Genomic DNA, 15,255 nt, shown 5'->3' with positions numbered 1-15,255 from the left:
GATCTGCCGGGAACCGGCAGTAACAACTGTGTACGCGGTGTGTCTGCCATGCCGAGGGGTCAGGTTTGGGGTCGCTGCGCAACCCATCGTCGGCAAGCCGGACGCCTACGCCCTGCGGGCAGAAGCAACTTGGCGGAGAAACGCGGATATCTCTGGCGCTGATGATTCTGGCAGCAGGCCGTAGGAGCCTGAGCGGATATCTTCGGCGCTGATGATTCTGGCCGGAGGCCGTAGGAGCCTGACTTGTCGGCGATCTGCCGGGAACCGGCAGTAACAACTGTGTACGCGGTGTGTCTGCCATGCCGAGGGGTCAGGTTTGGGGTCGCTGCGCAACCCATCGTCGGCAAGCCGGACTCCTACGCCCTGCGGGCAGAAGCAGGTTGGCGGAGAAACGCGGATGTCTCTGGCGCTGGTGATTCTGGCCGCAGGCCGTAGGAGCCTGACTTGTCGGCGATCTGCCGGGAACCGGCAGTAACAGGTGTGTACGCGGTGTGTCTGCCATGCCGAGGGGTCAGGTTTTGGGGTCGCTGCGCAACCCATCGTCGGCAAGCCGGACGCCTACGCCCTGCGGGCAGAAGCAACTTGGCGGAGAAACGCGGATATCTCTGGCGCTGATGATTCTGGCCGCAGGCCGTAGGAACCTGACTCGTCGGCGATCTGCCGGGAACCGGCAGTAACAACTGTGTACGCGGTGTGTCTGCCATGCCGATGAGTAGGTTTGGGGCCGCTGCGCACCCCATCGTCGGCAAGCCGGACTCCTACGCCCTGCGGGCAGAAGCAGGTTGGCGGAGCTATTGAAATCAACGTCATGCTTCTTGATTGATGACCGAGAGCTTGCACGGGCTCCCGCAGAGCAAACACCCGCCGCAGTCGATTATTTCGTCCCTCCCCCGCAAAACAGTCGATCACAGCGCTGACGTCTGCAACTTCAGCGCTTGTGGTTCCAGCCAATCCTTATCCTGATCACATAAGCCGCCAGCCTGGCGTTACGGAGATCGAGATGAATTCTGCATTGACTGAAAACCAGCGCCTGCTCGCCCTGCGCGACCAACATGTCCCGCGCGGTATCGCCACGGCCCATCCGGTGGTGGCCGCGCGTGCCGAGGGCGCGCAGTTGTGGGATGTGGACGGCAAGCGTTACCTGGATTTCGTCGGTGGCATCGGCGTACTGAACGTTGGCCACTGTCACCCGCGTGTGGTGGAAGCGGTGCGCCGGCAAGTGGGCGAAATCTCCCACGCCAGCTTTCAGGTGGCGGCTTACCAGAACTACATCGAGGTCGCAGCGCGCCTCAACAAAATGATCGGCGGCGATGAGCACTATAAAAGTGTGCTGTTCACGTCCGGCGCCGAAGCGGTGGAAAACGCAATCAAGATCGCGCGCGGTCACACCAATCGCACCGGCGTGATTTCATTTCGCGGCGGCTTCCACGGGCGCACCCTGCTGGGCGTGACACTGACCGGCATGAGCCAGCCGTACAAGCAGAACTTCGGTCCGTTCCCGGCCGAGATCTACCACGCGACCTACCCCAACGCGTATCGCGGGATCAGCAGCGACGACGCGCTGGCCGAGCTCGATGAACTGTTCGCCACCGACGTTGCGCCCGATCGGGTGGCCGCAATCATCATCGAACCGGTGCAGGGTGATGGCGGTTTCCTCCCGGCGCCGAAAGCTTTTCTGCAAGCCCTGCGTGAACGCTGCACTCAGCACGGGATTGTGCTGATCCTCGATGAAATCCAGACCGGTTTTGGTCGCACCGGCACGATGTTCGGCTTTCAGCACGCCGACATCCAGCCGGACTTGGTGACAGTCGCCAAGAGTCTGGCAGGTGGCATGCCATTGTCCGCCGTCGTCGGGCGCGCCGAGATCATGGACGCACCGACACCGGGCGGTCTGGGCGGCACTTATGGCGGCAACGCGGTGGCTTGTGCTGCGGCGCTGGCGGTGATGGACGTATTCGAGGAGCAGGATCTGCTGGGCCAGGGTGAGAAACTGGCGGCGCAGTTGCGCGAGGGCCTTCTGGCGTTGCAAGCACGCTTCCCGCGGATCGGCGAAGTGCGAGGCCTGGGCTTCATGCTGGCAATCGAGATGATCGCCGCAGATGGCAAAAACCGACCCGATGCGGCATTGGCGCAGAAGGTCATCGATGAGGCGCGCAACGCCGGGCTGCTGGTGATCAAGTGCGGCGTACACCGCAACGTGTTGCGCTTCCTCGCTCCGCTGGTAACCACCCCGGAGCAGATCGCTGAAGCCCTGATGATGCTAGAAAAAGCGCTGACGGCTGCCTGCTGAAATCGCATGCGGCACGCCCCTTCTGCGTCGCAATATCGAGCCCGACCTGCGTACAGCGTCGGGCATCGGCTTTATTCATGACGGAGCCTAAACGCTTCACTCAGGAGCTAATGATGAAAGTCACCCAGTACAGGGCATTGGGATTTTCCTTCGGCACCCTGGTTGATCGGGAACGGGGCATTCTTGAAGGCCTGCGACCGCTGGCAGTGCAACAAAAACCGGTCACCAGCGACGAGCAATTATTGAGTGCTTATCGACAGATGGCCGATGAGCTTGCCAGCACTGGATCACAGGTCAGTCCCAGGGCATTTCACGGGGAGTTGTATCAGCGTCTGGCGCATCAATTGCATATCATCCCGGGCTGGGATGAAAGTGTGGCATTCAGTAGCTCATCGTCCCAATGGCCCATATTTGAAGATGCTCCAGGTGCCTTGCAGTACCTGAGCAAGTTTTACCGTTTGATACTGATTGCCCCGCCCCACGGCACCGATGCGCACTCATTGACCAGCCGGTTACCCGTTGCGTTTGACGCGATTATCGAACCCAGCAGCCAGGATTGGCACACCAGTCTGGAAATCGCACTCAACGGCCTGGGACTGGAGCGATCGGAACTGTTACCCGTACGCAGTACCGAAACCGATGACCCGTGGAACCTGCGGGTGGATTTCCCGGTATGTACGTTGCGTCGAGGTCACAGCCAGCCCTGGAATCACTCACCGCAGGCAATGGACGGCAAGCGTTGTGAGTACGCCAGCCTCGCGGACCTTGCCCACGCACATCAAAAGGCACTGCACGCCTGACCGTGACGGCCCTGGATTTGACATTGCGAGGATTGAACGATGGACGCTGCAACGAAGCTGGATCGTATCGATATCAACATCCTGGTCCAACTGCAGAAAGACGGGCGCATGACCAACGTCAGCCTCGCCGAAGCCGTCGGCCTGTCGCCCAGCCCCTGCCTGCAACGCGTCAAGCGCCTGGAATCGGCAGGCTATATCAGCGGCTATGAAGCCCACGTCAACCTGGCCAAATTCGCTAACTCGGTAACCGTATTCACCGAAGTCACCCTGTCTGACCATAAGCGTTCGGACTTCGTGAAATTCGAATCGAGCATCCGTAACATCGATGAAGTGCTCGAATGCCATTTGATCAGCGGTGGTTACGATTACCTGGTGCGCTTTCTGTGCAGTAGCATTCAGCACTATCAGGAACTGATGGAGTCGATCCTCGACAAGAACATCGGCATCGAAAAATACTTCAGCTACATCGTCATCAAATCACCGGTGATCAAAAGCACCGTGCCGTTGCGCAGCCTGGTCAGGGCGGTTTGATCCCCACGTACAGGCGCCAATCGCGAACGCCAACCCAAATCACAAAATCGCGAAACGCTACACCCATCGCGATTCGCGAATCGACAACCCCAATCGCGAATCGCGAGACGCCAACCCTGTAGGAGCGTACGAGCACCGCGAGGCCGCGATCTGGCGCGCAGCGGCAGCAAAACGCGATCACGCGGTCTATCTGCTGAAACCGTGGTCGTGTGGTTTGGGGCCGCTTCGCTGCCCATCGCGAACAAGTTCGCTCCTACAGGGATTTGCGTATACCGACACTGCTCGATCCAATCGCCATTCAGAATTTCCGCATACCGACACTGCTCGAGCCAATCACCAATCCTGTAGGAGCGCACGAGCACCGCGAGGCCGCGATCTGGCGCGCAGCGGCAGCAAAACCCGATCACGCGGTTTATCTGCTGAAACCGTGGTCGTGTGGTTTGGGGCCGCTTCGCGACCCATCGCGAACAAGTTCGCTCCTACAGGGATTTGCGCATACCGACACTGCGCGAGCCAATCACCATTCAGAATTTGCGCATACCGACACTGCGCGATCCAATCGCCGATCCTGTAGGAGCGTACGAGCACCGCGAGGCCGCGATCTGGCGCGCAGCGCCAGCAAAACCCGATCACGTGGTCTATCTGCTGAAACCGTGGTCGTGTGGTTTGGGGCCGCTTCGCTGCCCATCGCGAACAAGTTCGCTCCTACAGGGATTTGCGCATACCGACACTGCTCGATCCAACCGCCATTCAGAATTTCCGCATACCGACACTGCGCGAGCCAATCGCCGATCCTGTAGGAGCGTACGAGCACCGCGAGGCCGCGATCTGGCGCGCAGCGGCAGCAAAACGCGATCACGCGGTCTATCTGCTGAAACCGTGGTCGTGTGGTTTGGGGCCGCTTCGCTGCCCATCGCGAACAAGTTCGCTCCTACAGGGATTTGCGTATACCGACACTGCTCGATCCAATCGCCATTCAGAATTTCCGCATACCGACACTGCGCGAGCCAATCGCCGATCCTGTAGGAGCGCACGAGCACCGCGAGGCCGCGATCTGGCGCGCAGCGGCAGCAAAACCCGATTACGCGGTTTATCTGCTGAAACCGTGGTCGTGTGGTTTGGGGCCGCTTCGCTGCCCATCGCGAACAAGTTCGCTCCTACAGGGATTTACGTATACCGACACTGCGCGATCCAATCGCCAACCCTGTAGGAGCGTACGAGCACCGCGAGGCCGCGATCGGCTGCGCAGCAGTCGTGAAACTGACTCAGGATGATGAAGAAACGCCTACCTGCCGATGACATCAAGAAATTGCTGCCAGCCCGCCGCCAGACGAACGCCAGGGGCGCGGAAAGCATGCAGTGGAATGGGCTTGAATTTCTCGCCCGACATCAACGCCAGCTCGACTTTCTTGCCTGCCGTCATTGCCGACAGTTGCTGGCCCATCCAGGTCGACATCGCCACCCCGCCGCCGTTGTAACCGATGGCGTAGAAGCTGCGGTCATCGAGTTGTCCGGCGTGGGGCAGGTAATCCAGAGTCATGGCTACCAGGCCTGACCAGCGAAACTCGATCTTGTAATCGCGCAGCACCGGAAACACTTCGCCCATGCTGCGCTGTAAAGTGCGGAATGCACTTTCCGAATCGTTTTTGCCAAAAGCGCCACGACCACCAAAGATCAAGCGATCCCCCACCACGCGGAACCAGCGCAGCATGCGTTTGGTGTCTCCACACACCTGACCGCCGGGCATGATCGCAGCCAGCACGTGAGCCGGGAGGGATTGCGTGGCAATAATCGCGCTGCGAAACGGAATCAGCCGACGGTGCAAGGTATCCGTGGCCTGCGTTTGATCCGAATAACCGTTGGTGGCGTAAATCACTTGCCGAGCGCTGACCCGCCCCTGAGGCGTCTGCACAATGACGCGCTCGCCTTCGTGACGCACCTGTTGGGCCGGACTGTTGATGTACATCTTCACGCCACGATCATGCAGGCTTTGGGCGATCCCGCGGGCGTAATTCAATGGATGAATGCCGCCTGCCTTGGGCGTCAACAGGCCGCCATGAAAGATCGTCGACCCGGTCATTTCGCGCACCTGTTCAGCACTGATCATCACTGACGATGCGCCACCGGTTTCACGCTTGATCCAGTTCGCCGTCGACTCCAGTCCGCTAAGGGCATGGACGCTATGCGCAGCAGCAATGTGCCCGCCCATATGCAGGCGCGCTTCGCTCAAGCCCAGGGTGTCGATCATCTCGACCAAGCTGTCCACCGCCGCGTATCCGGTGCGGTACATCTGCAGCGCGGTATCGCGCCCAAAGCGCGCCATCAGCGTGGGAAAACCGACGCGAAATTTGGGCGACACCACGCCACCGTTGCGCCCGCTTGCACCCCACGCCAGGGTATTGGCCTCGAGGATCAACGGCTCCCGACCGCTTAACGCAATGTGATGCGCCGCCGCCAATCCGGTGTAACCGGCGCCGATGATCACCACGTCACACTGCCGCTCTCCTTCGAGCGATTGCAGCGCCGGTGAAGGTTGGGCGGTCGCCGCCCACAAGCTCTGAACAGTCATGGACGGCTTCCGGCTAAAAAGAAGAACAGCGCTTGCGGACAGGTCCGGGGGCCGAGGTCATCAACCCAGTTCTTTTTCCACTGCGTCGGCCAGTTGCGCCAGCGAAGTGAAGTGGTAATGCGGCTCGGTGCGCTCGGATTCCAGCGTGCCGCCGGTGCCCTTCTGCGCGAAGCGACGCTCGATCCAGCAGGTTTGGTAACCCAGACGCATGGCCACGCCGATGTCGTGATATTGGCTCTGAGCAACGTGGAGGATGTTTTCGAACAGAATGCCTTGAGTCGCCAGCACGCCACGGGTGTAGGCGAAAAACTGTGGATCGGGCTTCTCGAAACGTACATCGTCAACCGTCACCCGGACATCGAACGGCTCATCGAGGGTCTTGGCCATGTGGTTCAGTGCCCAGACTTGCGAATTGGTGGTGGCGACCAGTTTGAAATGCTTGCGCAGCCGTTTGAGCGCTTCGATGGAATCCGGAAAGGCCGGGAAGTTCTTCACCGCCTGAGCCAGGCCCTTGGCGTATTCGTCGCTGTCCGGCAGGCCCAGTTTTGCCGCGATAACGTGGTAGCAACGCTCCAGATCGTCAGGCCACCAGCCCGAATCAGTCTGCGCCCGTGCCTCGCGGTACGCTTTGAGGATGTCATCGTCCGTGCAGGCTTTACCCGCCTCACCCGCCACCTCACGAACGTGAGCGAGAATGCCGGCTTCGAAATCGATCAGGGTACCGACGACGTCGAACGTCAGGGCTTTGAACTGCTTGAATGACATAGGGCGCTCCGCAGGGTATTCATGAGGATGAAGCAATCTGGGTCTGGCCCCATTATCTTCCCGTGTCCTCGTGCAATATTCTGTTTTAGCAGCGCCTCGGGGCATAACCTACTGTTTTTTTACACGTCACGACACACCGTGCTCAATTGGCCGATTCAATCAGTGCAGCGAGCCCCAAATGAGGGTAAAGCCCGTCGACTTCTGCGATGTCTGCACGCATTTCCTCAATGATCCAGTCACGTACGTTTTCCACTACCGGACGCATGGGACGGTTGCCAGGCGAGACCAGACAACAGCGCCGTGAAGTCATTTTCACCTGCTCGGCGGCGGGCACCAGTTCACCCTTTTTCAGGGAATTGGACACCACGTTCAGCCAGCCCAATGCCATGCCCTGACCCAGCAAAGCCGCTTGCACGACAACCGCATAATCGGAAAAAACCAAAGCATTTTCAGACCGACCGGAACACAGAAAAGCGTCGGCCCAACCACGGTCCTGATTGTCCATGCTGATGAGCGTCGGGGCCTGTTTTTTGACCGGGTCCTGGAGGATTTGACAGAGATAACGAGAGGTACAGACCGGCAGGGTGATTTCCGGAATAACCACTGTATCCGTGGCTTTCAGGCTGATCGATTCGACGTAGCGCATGCCAAGATCGACATCGACCAGGGGGCCGCCGATCCTGCCGGACATAAGCTGATAACGCATATCGACAGTGGGGAAACGCTCACTAAAACGGCTCATGCGCGGCATCAGCCAGTGGGTGGTGAAGGCCGTTGAAACCGAGAGCGTGACGGTTTCGATCCCCGTGGCGCGGGACTCGATTTCGCTGATCGCCGACTCGATGGTGCTGAAGCCTTCCTGCACCCTGCGATACAAAATACTGCCGCTTTCGGTGAGCCGCGCACCACCGCGAACACGCTCGAACAACTGCACGCCCAAGTGCTCTTCGAGACGCGAAAGCATACGGCTGACGGCCGGTTGACTGACGCACAATTCATCCGCCGCCCGGGTGAAGCTGCCACAACGCGCAGCAGCTTCAAAGACGAACAGGGAACTGGAACTGGGAAGTTTTCTGCGTAAATTAGACATGACCTGAGCTTATGCCTGACACAACTATTAGTAAATTGCCGGATGCAAAATAGCGCGCTTATTCTTGCGAGCGACCGAGTGTACTTTTTCACCTGAATCGAACGCCCCGGCGTGCGCGCTCAGCCACTTCCGCCTGCCCCGAGAGAACGTGCCTTTTATGCAGAACGCCCTGAAGTTTTATATCGATGGTCAGTGGGTCGAGCCCTTCGGGACAGAGCGACTGCCCGTCATCAATCCGGCGACCGAGCAAGCCTTCACGCACATTGCCATGGGTAATCAGGCAGATGTCGATGCCGCTGTCATGGCCGCCAAACGTGCTTTTCCGGCATTCGCACGGACCTCGCCGCAAGAGCGCAAAGCACTGCTGGCGCGGGTGCTTGAGGTTTTCCTGAAGCGCTACGACGAGATCGCCCAGGCCATCCTCAACGAAGTGGGTGCGCCCCAAGCGCTTTCACGGGACTGGCAGGCCGGGATCGGCAAGTTTCATCTTGAGCAACTGCTCAGCACGCTGGACACCTTCGAGTTCCAGAGAGCAAAAGGCAAAACTCTGATCAATCTGGAGCCGGTGGGCGTGGTTGCACTGATCACGCCGTGGAACTGGCCGATCAACCAGATCGTGTGCAAAGTGGCCCCGGCCTTGGCGGCGGGCTGCACCATGGTGGTCAAGCCCAGCGAAATTGCGCCGATCAACGCCTTGCTGTTCGCCGAGGTGATGCACGAAGCCGGTGTGCCGCCGGGCGTGTTCAATCTGGTCAATGGCGACGGTCCGACCGTCGGCGCGGCACTGGCCGCTCACCCCGAGGTGGACATGGTCTCGTTCACCGGCTCGACGCGCGCCGGCATTGAGGTGGCGCGCCTGGCTGCGCCGACAGTCAAACGCGTGCATCAGGAACTGGGCGGCAAATCGGCGAATATTCTGCTGGACGACGTGGATCTAGAGTCCGCTGTTACGTCCGGGGTGAACGGCTGCTTCGGCAACAGCGGTCAATCCTGCAACGCCCCGACCCGCATGCTGGTGCCAGCTGCGTTGCATGCTCAAGCCGCTGAAATCGCTGGCCGCGCCGCCCTCGCCCATCGCGTCGGTTCGCCCACAGACCCGCGAACCAACATGGGGCCGGTGATCAGTAAGCGTCAGTATCTGGCGATTCAGCGCCTTATCGCCATTGGCATCGCAGAAGGCGCGCACCTGGTGTGCGGCGGACTGGGCAGGCCGGACGGGCTGGACACCGGTTATTACGTACGGCCTACGGTGTTTGCGGGGGTAACGCCGCAGATGACCATTTCCCGTGAAGAAATCTTCGGGCCGGTATTGGTGATCCAGGCGTATGCCGATGACGAAGAAGCCGTGACCATGGCTAATGACAGCGTGTTCGGCTTAGCTGGATACGTCCAGTCAGCCAGTCTTGAACGCGCGCGGGCCGTTGCTTTCCAGCTAAGAGCAGGCAGCGTGTACATCAACTACCCAGCATGGGACGCAGGCGCCCCGTTTGGCGGCTACAAGCAATCGGGCAACGGCCGCGAGTACGCCGAATGGGGCCTGGATGCGTTTCTGGAAACCAAGGGGATTGTCGGCTACGAGCGCTGATCGCTGCCCAATCGCTCCAACCAGATTGTCGGTGCCTGGCAATTCCTGAGCTGAAACAGATCCTGTGGGAGCGGACCTGTCCGCGAAGAGGTCAGGACACCCAACAGATCTCTAACGCCCAAACCATCGCATTCGCGGACAAGTCCGCTCCCACATTGGTTTTGAGCCGCTACCGTATCCGGGGCTGACGCAAAACCTGTAGGAGCTGACGAGCAGCGCGAGGCTGCGATGCAATTTGTCTGACACACCGCATCGCGGCCTCGCACGGGCTCGTCGGCTCCTACAGGGGATTTGTAGTGTTTGCGCAATATCGGTCGATCGCAAACACGTGGGAGCGGACACCGCGAAGACTTAATGTCAGACGCTAGCAATCAGGGGGAAGCCAGTTGCTCCCACATTCGAACTGACCCGTTGCAGATTGAGGGATCAATGGTTTTCCTGCTTGATCAAATCCGCCATGCGCTCGGCGATCATGATGGTGGGCACGTTGGTGTTGGCGCAGGGAATCGACGGCATCAGCGACGCATCACAGACCCGCAGATTTTCCACACCGATCACTCGTCCGTCGCTGGTGGTCACAGCGTCAGGGTCCTCCATTCGGCCCATGCGGCAGGTGCCTGACGGATGCCAGGTGCCGCCGACATTGCGGCGCACAAAATCAGTCAGCGCAGCGTCGTCAGATAACAATTTTTTCAGGGTCACGCCTTGGGTCACCAGCCCGTGGATCAGTGTCGCTTTCAGTGGGCCAGCGATGTCCAGCATCAGGCTCAATATCCCGCGCAGCACGCCATTGACCGTCCCCGGCATCGCGACTTTTGCCACCCGCGGCGAATAGCTGGAGGGAAACACCACGCTGCGCTCCCCTCCCATTTGCGGTGCAGAGAGCGTCTGCGCACCGAAGACCAGCGCTTGTTTGAGGCGCTGCAAATCCCGAGGATCGGACAGCATGTCGAAACTGACCTCCGGCTCCTGCTGCGGGTCGCTGGAAGTCAGACGCAGATGCCCGCGCGAGTACGATTTATTGACCCAGAAAAACATCGTGCCCAGTCGATAGCCAATGGAATGCCAGCCGGACCGCGAAAGAATCGCACCATGCATATCGCAAGGCACGGTGTCGGGCAGGCCAGAGGAGAACCGCACGATGGCCTGTTCATGATGCTCCTCGGGAAAGGGCGTACGCCCCGACGAAGTGAGTAGCGCAGACACGGCGATCGACGGATGTTCCATCAGATTGCGGCCCACCCCGGGACGATCCGCCACCAGCGCAATGTCCATCGCAGCGAGATCCGAAGCAGGCCCGACACCGCTGCGCAACAGCACCGCCGGACTGTGAATCGCCCCCGAACAGAGGATTACTTGCCGGGCGAAGACATCCCTCACCGAGCCGTCCTGATCAATCAACCGCGCGCCGATTGCACGCCCGGACTCAAACAACACCCTGTCCACCAGACAATCGGTTTGCAGGGCGAAATTGCTGCGCTGACGCACCGCCTCGGTCAGGTAACACACCGAGGTGGGGATCCGTTCGCCCTGCTCGCTTACCCCGATTGCGCCAACGAAAACTCCCTGCTCCCATTCGCCATTCTGGTCAGGCTTGCGCGGCAAACCTCGCTCGCCCAGCACGTTGATGACCGCCTTGACGAACGGCGAAAGGAATCCGTCCGCGGTGCGACGAATCCTCACCGGCCCTTGATCGCCATGCAGCGGGCCGCTGAAATCAGTGTCGGTTTCCAGCTTGCGAAAGTACGGCAGGCAGCTGTTCCAGTTCCAGCCGTCGGCACCCAGGCGTTGCCATTCGTCGTAGTCGTCCGGCGCGCCGCGATTGGTCATCAGGGCATTGATCGCCGAGCCGCCACCCAGCAATCGCGCTTGCTCGTAACGTCGCTCGCTGGAGTGCTTGCCCATCAACGCGGTCAACCGGCGCCAGAGATTGCCGGTGTCCAGATAGGCCCGGCCCGGATAGCGGCTGCGGATCGCGTCGGGCATGCTGCGTGCCGAAATATCCCGGCCGGCTTCGATCAGGCACACCTGTTGTTCCGGGTCCTCCGACAGCCGCGCGGCAAGCACGCAGCCTGCCGAGCCACCGCCCAGAATGAGGTAATCGATCATGCTCGCAACCCAGGCTTACTGAACGAACTCAAGCCATCTGTCTTTGGCCGCAATACCGGCTGGAGACGACCACCATTCTTCTGAAAGCAGCGCTTGTTTGGCGGCGTTTTCTGGCGAGCTTGGCAGTTCTTTCGCGCGTTCTGCGCTCAGTGTGCCGGTGCTGAAAGCGGCGGGGTTGCCTGGACCGTAATCGATGTACAGCGGCAGGTTGGCCTGGAGATCAGGCGATACCGCTTCGTTGACGAATTTCACCGCCGTGGCGTAGTTGGGTGCGTTTTTCAGGATGCACAACTGGGTGTTCTGCAAGAGGCCGTCGCTGTAGGTGAAATCGACGTCTTTATTGTCCTTGCGCACGGCGCTGGCGCGGCCGTTCCAGATCATCAACATGTCGACTTCGCCATCGTTGAGCAATTGCGCCGACTGTCCACCCGAACTCCACCACACAGCGATGTCGGGTTTGATCTGTTGCAGGCGTTTGTAAGCCCGATCAACGTCCAGCGGATAAAGCTTGTCGCGAGGGACGCCGTCAGACAGCAGCGCCGCTTCGAGCGTGCCCATTGGGTCGTTGCGCAGCGAGCGGGTGCCGGGGAAGTTTTTCACGTCCCAGAATTCGGCCCAGGTCTGCGGCAGCTTTTTCAGGGATTTTTTGTTGTACGCGATCACCGACGAATAGAACTCGTAAGCCACCGAATACGGCGTGCGATAAGCCTCGGGCATCGCCTGGACGTTGGGCATTTTACTCAGGTCGAGTTTTTCAATGAGCCCTTCGTTACCGCCACGAATGCAGTTGGAGGGCGGGGTATCGATGACGTCCCACACCGGTTTGCCAGCCGAGCCTTGCGCTTTGACCATGGGCAAGGCGTCGGGAACGCTATCCTGCTTGATGGTGATGTTCAGGCGCTTGGCTGCGGGATCTAGGATCGCTTTGGTCTGGGCTTCCTGATAGACGCCGCCTTGGGAAACGAAGGTGATTTGTTCCGCCATCACCGGCATCGCGCACGATACCGACACACACAACAGGGATAACGCTGAACCAAGGAAACGGGTCTTCATGGCAAATCATCCTGGACGTAGAGTAATTCGGCAGCTTCAAAAACCCCGTCTGAACACCCTGCACACCAGCGCATGCTCAGGTCTGATTTTTTATTTTACCGAGCGGGTCGCTGGACGTTACAAGACCCGCCCCTGAATCGACAAACAACGATTAGTCAGGTCCGACATGATTTGAAGTTATGCCGAAGTCCCGACTCCGTAGAAGCCCGCGTGGCTCCAGCTCGCCTGACTTAGCCGGGCGCAGCAAACGGCAGCCTTTTGGCCAGCGCTTGAGTCATGTACTGAGTGAATACTGTAATGCGCTGCGGAATATGCCGACGATGCTGATACACCGCAAAGATATCGCCACGGGGCGCCTGGTGATCTTCAAGCACTGCCTGCAATCGGCCACTCTCCAGATGCTCCTGCACATCCCAGCGTGATCGCATGATCAAGCCGTGGCCATCAAGCGCCAGGCTCAACGCTACTTCGCCGTCATTGCTGGACAATGTGCCGCTGACCTTGTGGGAGAAGTCCTCGCCATCCTTGTGGAAACGCCAGATCGCATAGTCACTGCCGAACTGTCGCAAGACGATGCAGTTGTGCTGCGCCAGGTCGGCGACCTTCGTCGGCGCCGGATGGGCCGTCAGGTAATTGGGCGACGCACACAGCAGGCGTGGGTTCTCCAGCAGGCGGATGCCGATCAGCCTTGAGTCTGGCGGTTCGCCCATGCTCACGCCAATGTCGAACTGGTCATCCAGAAGGCTCAGCGGTTGACTGGTCAGCTCCAGGGAAATCTCCAGCGCAGGATGCAAGCGGGCAAAGCTCGACACCACCGGCGCCAGGTGACGCCGACCAAATCCCAGCGTGCCGTTAATGCGCAAGCGCCCGTGCAGGGTGGACTGACGGCTGTTCAGGGCGCTTTCCAGTTCTTCGAGCTGGCGCAAGATCGGCCGACCGCCCTCCAGATACAACACGCCCTCGGGCGTCAACGACAATCGCCGCGTGGTGCGCTGCAACAGCTGCACGCCGAGTCGCGCTTCCAACTGGCTCAGACGCTTGCTTACTGCCGGCAGGGACAAACCCATCTGGCGTGCCACTTCCGTCAGGCTGGCGCGGGTCGCCACGTGCTGGAAGAAGCTCAAGTCATCGATCAGACTCATCGATTCTTTCCTTAAATCTAAGAATTGCTTTCGTTAGAGGCTAATTATTAATTCCCTGACACTGCATACACTGAGATTCGTCACCCATCAATCCCGGAGTCGAATCCATGAGCAAGCCCCGCTACAAAATTGCAGTGATCCCCGGTGACGGCATTGGCAAGGAAGTCATGCCAGAAGGCGTGCGCGTGCTGGACGTCGTAGCCGAGCAGCACAACCTGGAATTGCAGTGGGACTGGTTCGACTTCGCCAGCGCCGATTACTACCTGGCTCACGGCAAAATGATGCCCGATGACTGGTTCGAGATCCTCAAGGGCTACGACGCGATTTACTTCGGCGCGGTGGGCTGGCCCGACGTGGTGCCTGATCACATTTCCCTGTGGGATTCGCTGCTGCAGTTTCGCCGCGAGTTCGATCAATACGTCAACTTGCGCCCTTGCCGTCTGATGCCTGGGGTTAAAGCTCCACTGGCCAATCGCAAGCCCGGCGATATTGATTTCTGGGTGGTGCGCGAGAACACCGAAGGCGAATATTCCAGCGTCGGCGGCAAGATGTTCCCCGGCACCGACCGAGAAATCGTGCTCCAGGAAACCGTGATGACGCGCATTGGCGTGGACCGCATCCTGAAGTTTGCCTATGAGCTGGCCCAGAGTCGTCCGAAGAAACACCTGACGTCGGCGACCAAGTCCAACGGCATCGCCATCACCATGCCGTACTGGGATGAGCGTGTGGTCGAGATGGGCAAGAAGTACCCTGACGTCAACGTCGACAAGTACCACATCGATATTCTCACCGCGAATTTCGTCCTGCACCCGGACTGGTTCGACGTGGTGGTCGCCAGCAACCTGTTCGGCGACATCCTTTCTGACCTCGGCCCTGCCTGCACTGGCACCATCGGCATTGCGCCGTCGGCCAATATCAACCCGGAACGTCATTTTCCGAGCCTGTTCGAGCCGGTGCACGGTTCGGCGCCCGACATCGCTGGCAAAGGCATCGCCAACCCCATCGGGCAGATCTGGTGCGGCGCGATGATGCTGGAGCACCTGGGGCATCCTGAAGCAGGCGCCGCAGTGTTGACCGCTATCGAAACCGTGCTGGCGATGGGGCCGGAAAACGCACCGCTGACCGCCGACATCGGAGGCAAGGGCAACACCGAATCCCTGGGCAAAGCGATCGCCGCTGCGTGCAAGGTTCATTGAACCCGGTCTCCCTTTTGACGCATCGCATTCGGGGGATCGGCGTGATGAGCTGATGCCGCTTCGCGAACAAGTTCGCTCCTACAGGGATCCATGGTGGCGCAATACTTGCGCCATACACAAAACCC

The 15,255-nt window shown here is 59.7% G+C and carries 11 protein-coding genes; 5 read left to right on the top strand and 6 right to left on the bottom strand.

Annotated features, from left to right (window positions below):
* Window positions 1-1,000: 1,000 nt before the first annotated feature.
* The 3 genes from gabT to ACWKV9_RS22935 all read left to right on the top strand — a co-directional run bounded on the left by gabT (window position 1,001) and on the right by ACWKV9_RS22935 (window position 3,621).
* On the top strand, window positions 1,001-2,290 hold the full coding sequence (gene gabT / locus ACWKV9_RS22945) for a 4-aminobutyrate--2-oxoglutarate transaminase (protein ID WP_483838394.1): 1,290 nt from the start codon (window positions 1,001-1,003) through the stop codon (window positions 2,288-2,290).
* Between the two features lie 113 nt (window positions 2,291-2,403).
* Window positions 2,404-3,090, top strand: coding sequence for an HAD family hydrolase (locus tag ACWKV9_RS22940; RefSeq protein ID WP_483838393.1), 687 nt, complete (start codon window positions 2,404-2,406; stop codon window positions 3,088-3,090).
* A gap of 39 nt (window positions 3,091-3,129) precedes the next feature.
* A complete protein-coding gene (locus ACWKV9_RS22935) occupies window positions 3,130-3,621 on the top strand; it encodes an Lrp/AsnC family transcriptional regulator (protein WP_020289696.1) in 492 nt (163 codons plus the stop codon).
* Window positions 3,622-4,906: 1,285 nt separating this feature from the next.
* On the opposite strand, the gene ACWKV9_RS22930 is transcribed toward ACWKV9_RS22935, so the two are convergent.
* The 3 genes from ACWKV9_RS22930 to ACWKV9_RS22920 all read right to left on the bottom strand — a co-directional run bounded on the left by ACWKV9_RS22930 (window position 4,907) and on the right by ACWKV9_RS22920 (window position 8,045).
* Window positions 4,907-6,190: an NAD(P)/FAD-dependent oxidoreductase gene (locus ACWKV9_RS22930; protein WP_483838392.1), complete on the bottom strand. Its 1,284-nt coding sequence runs from the start codon at window positions 6,188-6,190 to the stop codon at window positions 4,907-4,909.
* 60 nt (window positions 6,191-6,250) lie between these two features.
* Entirely contained in the window at window positions 6,251-6,955 is a 705-nt protein-coding gene (locus tag ACWKV9_RS22925; RefSeq protein WP_483838391.1) for an HAD-IA family hydrolase, read from the bottom strand.
* A 142-nt stretch (window positions 6,956-7,097) separates the two neighbouring features.
* Complete coding sequence (locus ACWKV9_RS22920) at window positions 7,098-8,045, bottom strand: LysR family transcriptional regulator (RefSeq protein ID WP_483838390.1); 948 nt, start codon at window positions 8,043-8,045, stop codon at window positions 7,098-7,100.
* 157 nt (window positions 8,046-8,202) lie between these two features.
* Between ACWKV9_RS22920 and ACWKV9_RS22915 the strand changes: the two genes are divergently transcribed.
* Complete coding sequence (locus tag ACWKV9_RS22915; RefSeq protein WP_483838389.1) at window positions 8,203-9,630, top strand: aldehyde dehydrogenase family protein; 1,428 nt, start codon at window positions 8,203-8,205, stop codon at window positions 9,628-9,630.
* A 426-nt stretch (window positions 9,631-10,056) separates the two neighbouring features.
* Here ACWKV9_RS22915 and ACWKV9_RS22910 read toward each other — a convergent pair whose 3' ends face one another.
* From ACWKV9_RS22910 to ACWKV9_RS22900, 3 genes are all read right to left on the bottom strand, one after another.
* Entirely contained in the window at window positions 10,057-11,739 is a 1,683-nt protein-coding gene (locus tag ACWKV9_RS22910) for a GMC family oxidoreductase (RefSeq protein ID WP_483838388.1), read from the bottom strand.
* 15 nt (window positions 11,740-11,754) lie between these two features.
* The gene (locus ACWKV9_RS22905) at window positions 11,755-12,792 is read right to left on the bottom strand and encodes an ABC transporter substrate-binding protein (RefSeq protein ID WP_483838387.1); all 1,038 of its coding nucleotides are present in this window, start codon (window positions 12,790-12,792) and stop codon (window positions 11,755-11,757) included.
* Window positions 12,793-13,022: 230 nt separating this feature from the next.
* The gene (locus tag ACWKV9_RS22900; RefSeq protein ID WP_483838386.1) at window positions 13,023-13,934 is read right to left on the bottom strand and encodes a LysR family transcriptional regulator; all 912 of its coding nucleotides are present in this window, start codon (window positions 13,932-13,934) and stop codon (window positions 13,023-13,025) included.
* A 107-nt stretch (window positions 13,935-14,041) separates the two neighbouring features.
* Here ACWKV9_RS22900 and ACWKV9_RS22895 point away from each other — a divergent pair, with 107 nt between their 5' ends.
* Window positions 14,042-15,130 (top strand): tartrate dehydrogenase, encoded by a 1,089-nt coding sequence (locus ACWKV9_RS22895; protein WP_483838385.1) that lies wholly within the window; start codon window positions 14,042-14,044, stop codon window positions 15,128-15,130.
* The last annotated feature ends 125 nt before the right edge of the window (window positions 15,131-15,255 follow it).

It is taken from the genome of Pseudomonas corni (assembly GCF_057128765.1).
This window is presented reverse-complemented; position numbering and strand designations above follow the sequence as displayed.

Bases quoted from the DNA above. Each gene is read 5' to 3' on its own strand.
- gabT (WP_483838394.1), top strand. From the start codon at position 1,001: ATGAATTCTGCATTGACTGAAAACCAGCGCCTGCTCGCCCTGCGCGAC.
- ACWKV9_RS22940 (WP_483838393.1), top strand. From the start codon at position 2,404: ATGAAAGTCACCCAGTACAGGGCATTGGGATTTTCCTTCGGCACCCTG.
- ACWKV9_RS22935 (WP_020289696.1), top strand. From the start codon at position 3,130: ATGGACGCTGCAACGAAGCTGGATCGTATCGATATCAACATCCTGGTC.
- ACWKV9_RS22930 (WP_483838392.1), bottom strand. From the start codon at position 6,190: ATGACTGTTCAGAGCTTGTGGGCGGCGACCGCCCAACCTTCACCGGCG.
- ACWKV9_RS22925 (WP_483838391.1), bottom strand. From the start codon at position 6,955: ATGTCATTCAAGCAGTTCAAAGCCCTGACGTTCGACGTCGTCGGTACC.
- ACWKV9_RS22920 (WP_483838390.1), bottom strand. From the start codon at position 8,045: ATGTCTAATTTACGCAGAAAACTTCCCAGTTCCAGTTCCCTGTTCGTC.
- ACWKV9_RS22915 (WP_483838389.1), top strand. From the start codon at position 8,203: ATGCAGAACGCCCTGAAGTTTTATATCGATGGTCAGTGGGTCGAGCCC.
- ACWKV9_RS22910 (WP_483838388.1), bottom strand. From the start codon at position 11,739: ATGATCGATTACCTCATTCTGGGCGGTGGCTCGGCAGGCTGCGTGCTT.
- ACWKV9_RS22905 (WP_483838387.1), bottom strand. From the start codon at position 12,792: ATGAAGACCCGTTTCCTTGGTTCAGCGTTATCCCTGTTGTGTGTGTCG.
- ACWKV9_RS22900 (WP_483838386.1), bottom strand. From the start codon at position 13,934: ATGAGTCTGATCGATGACTTGAGCTTCTTCCAGCACGTGGCGACCCGC.
- ACWKV9_RS22895 (WP_483838385.1), top strand. From the start codon at position 14,042: ATGAGCAAGCCCCGCTACAAAATTGCAGTGATCCCCGGTGACGGCATT.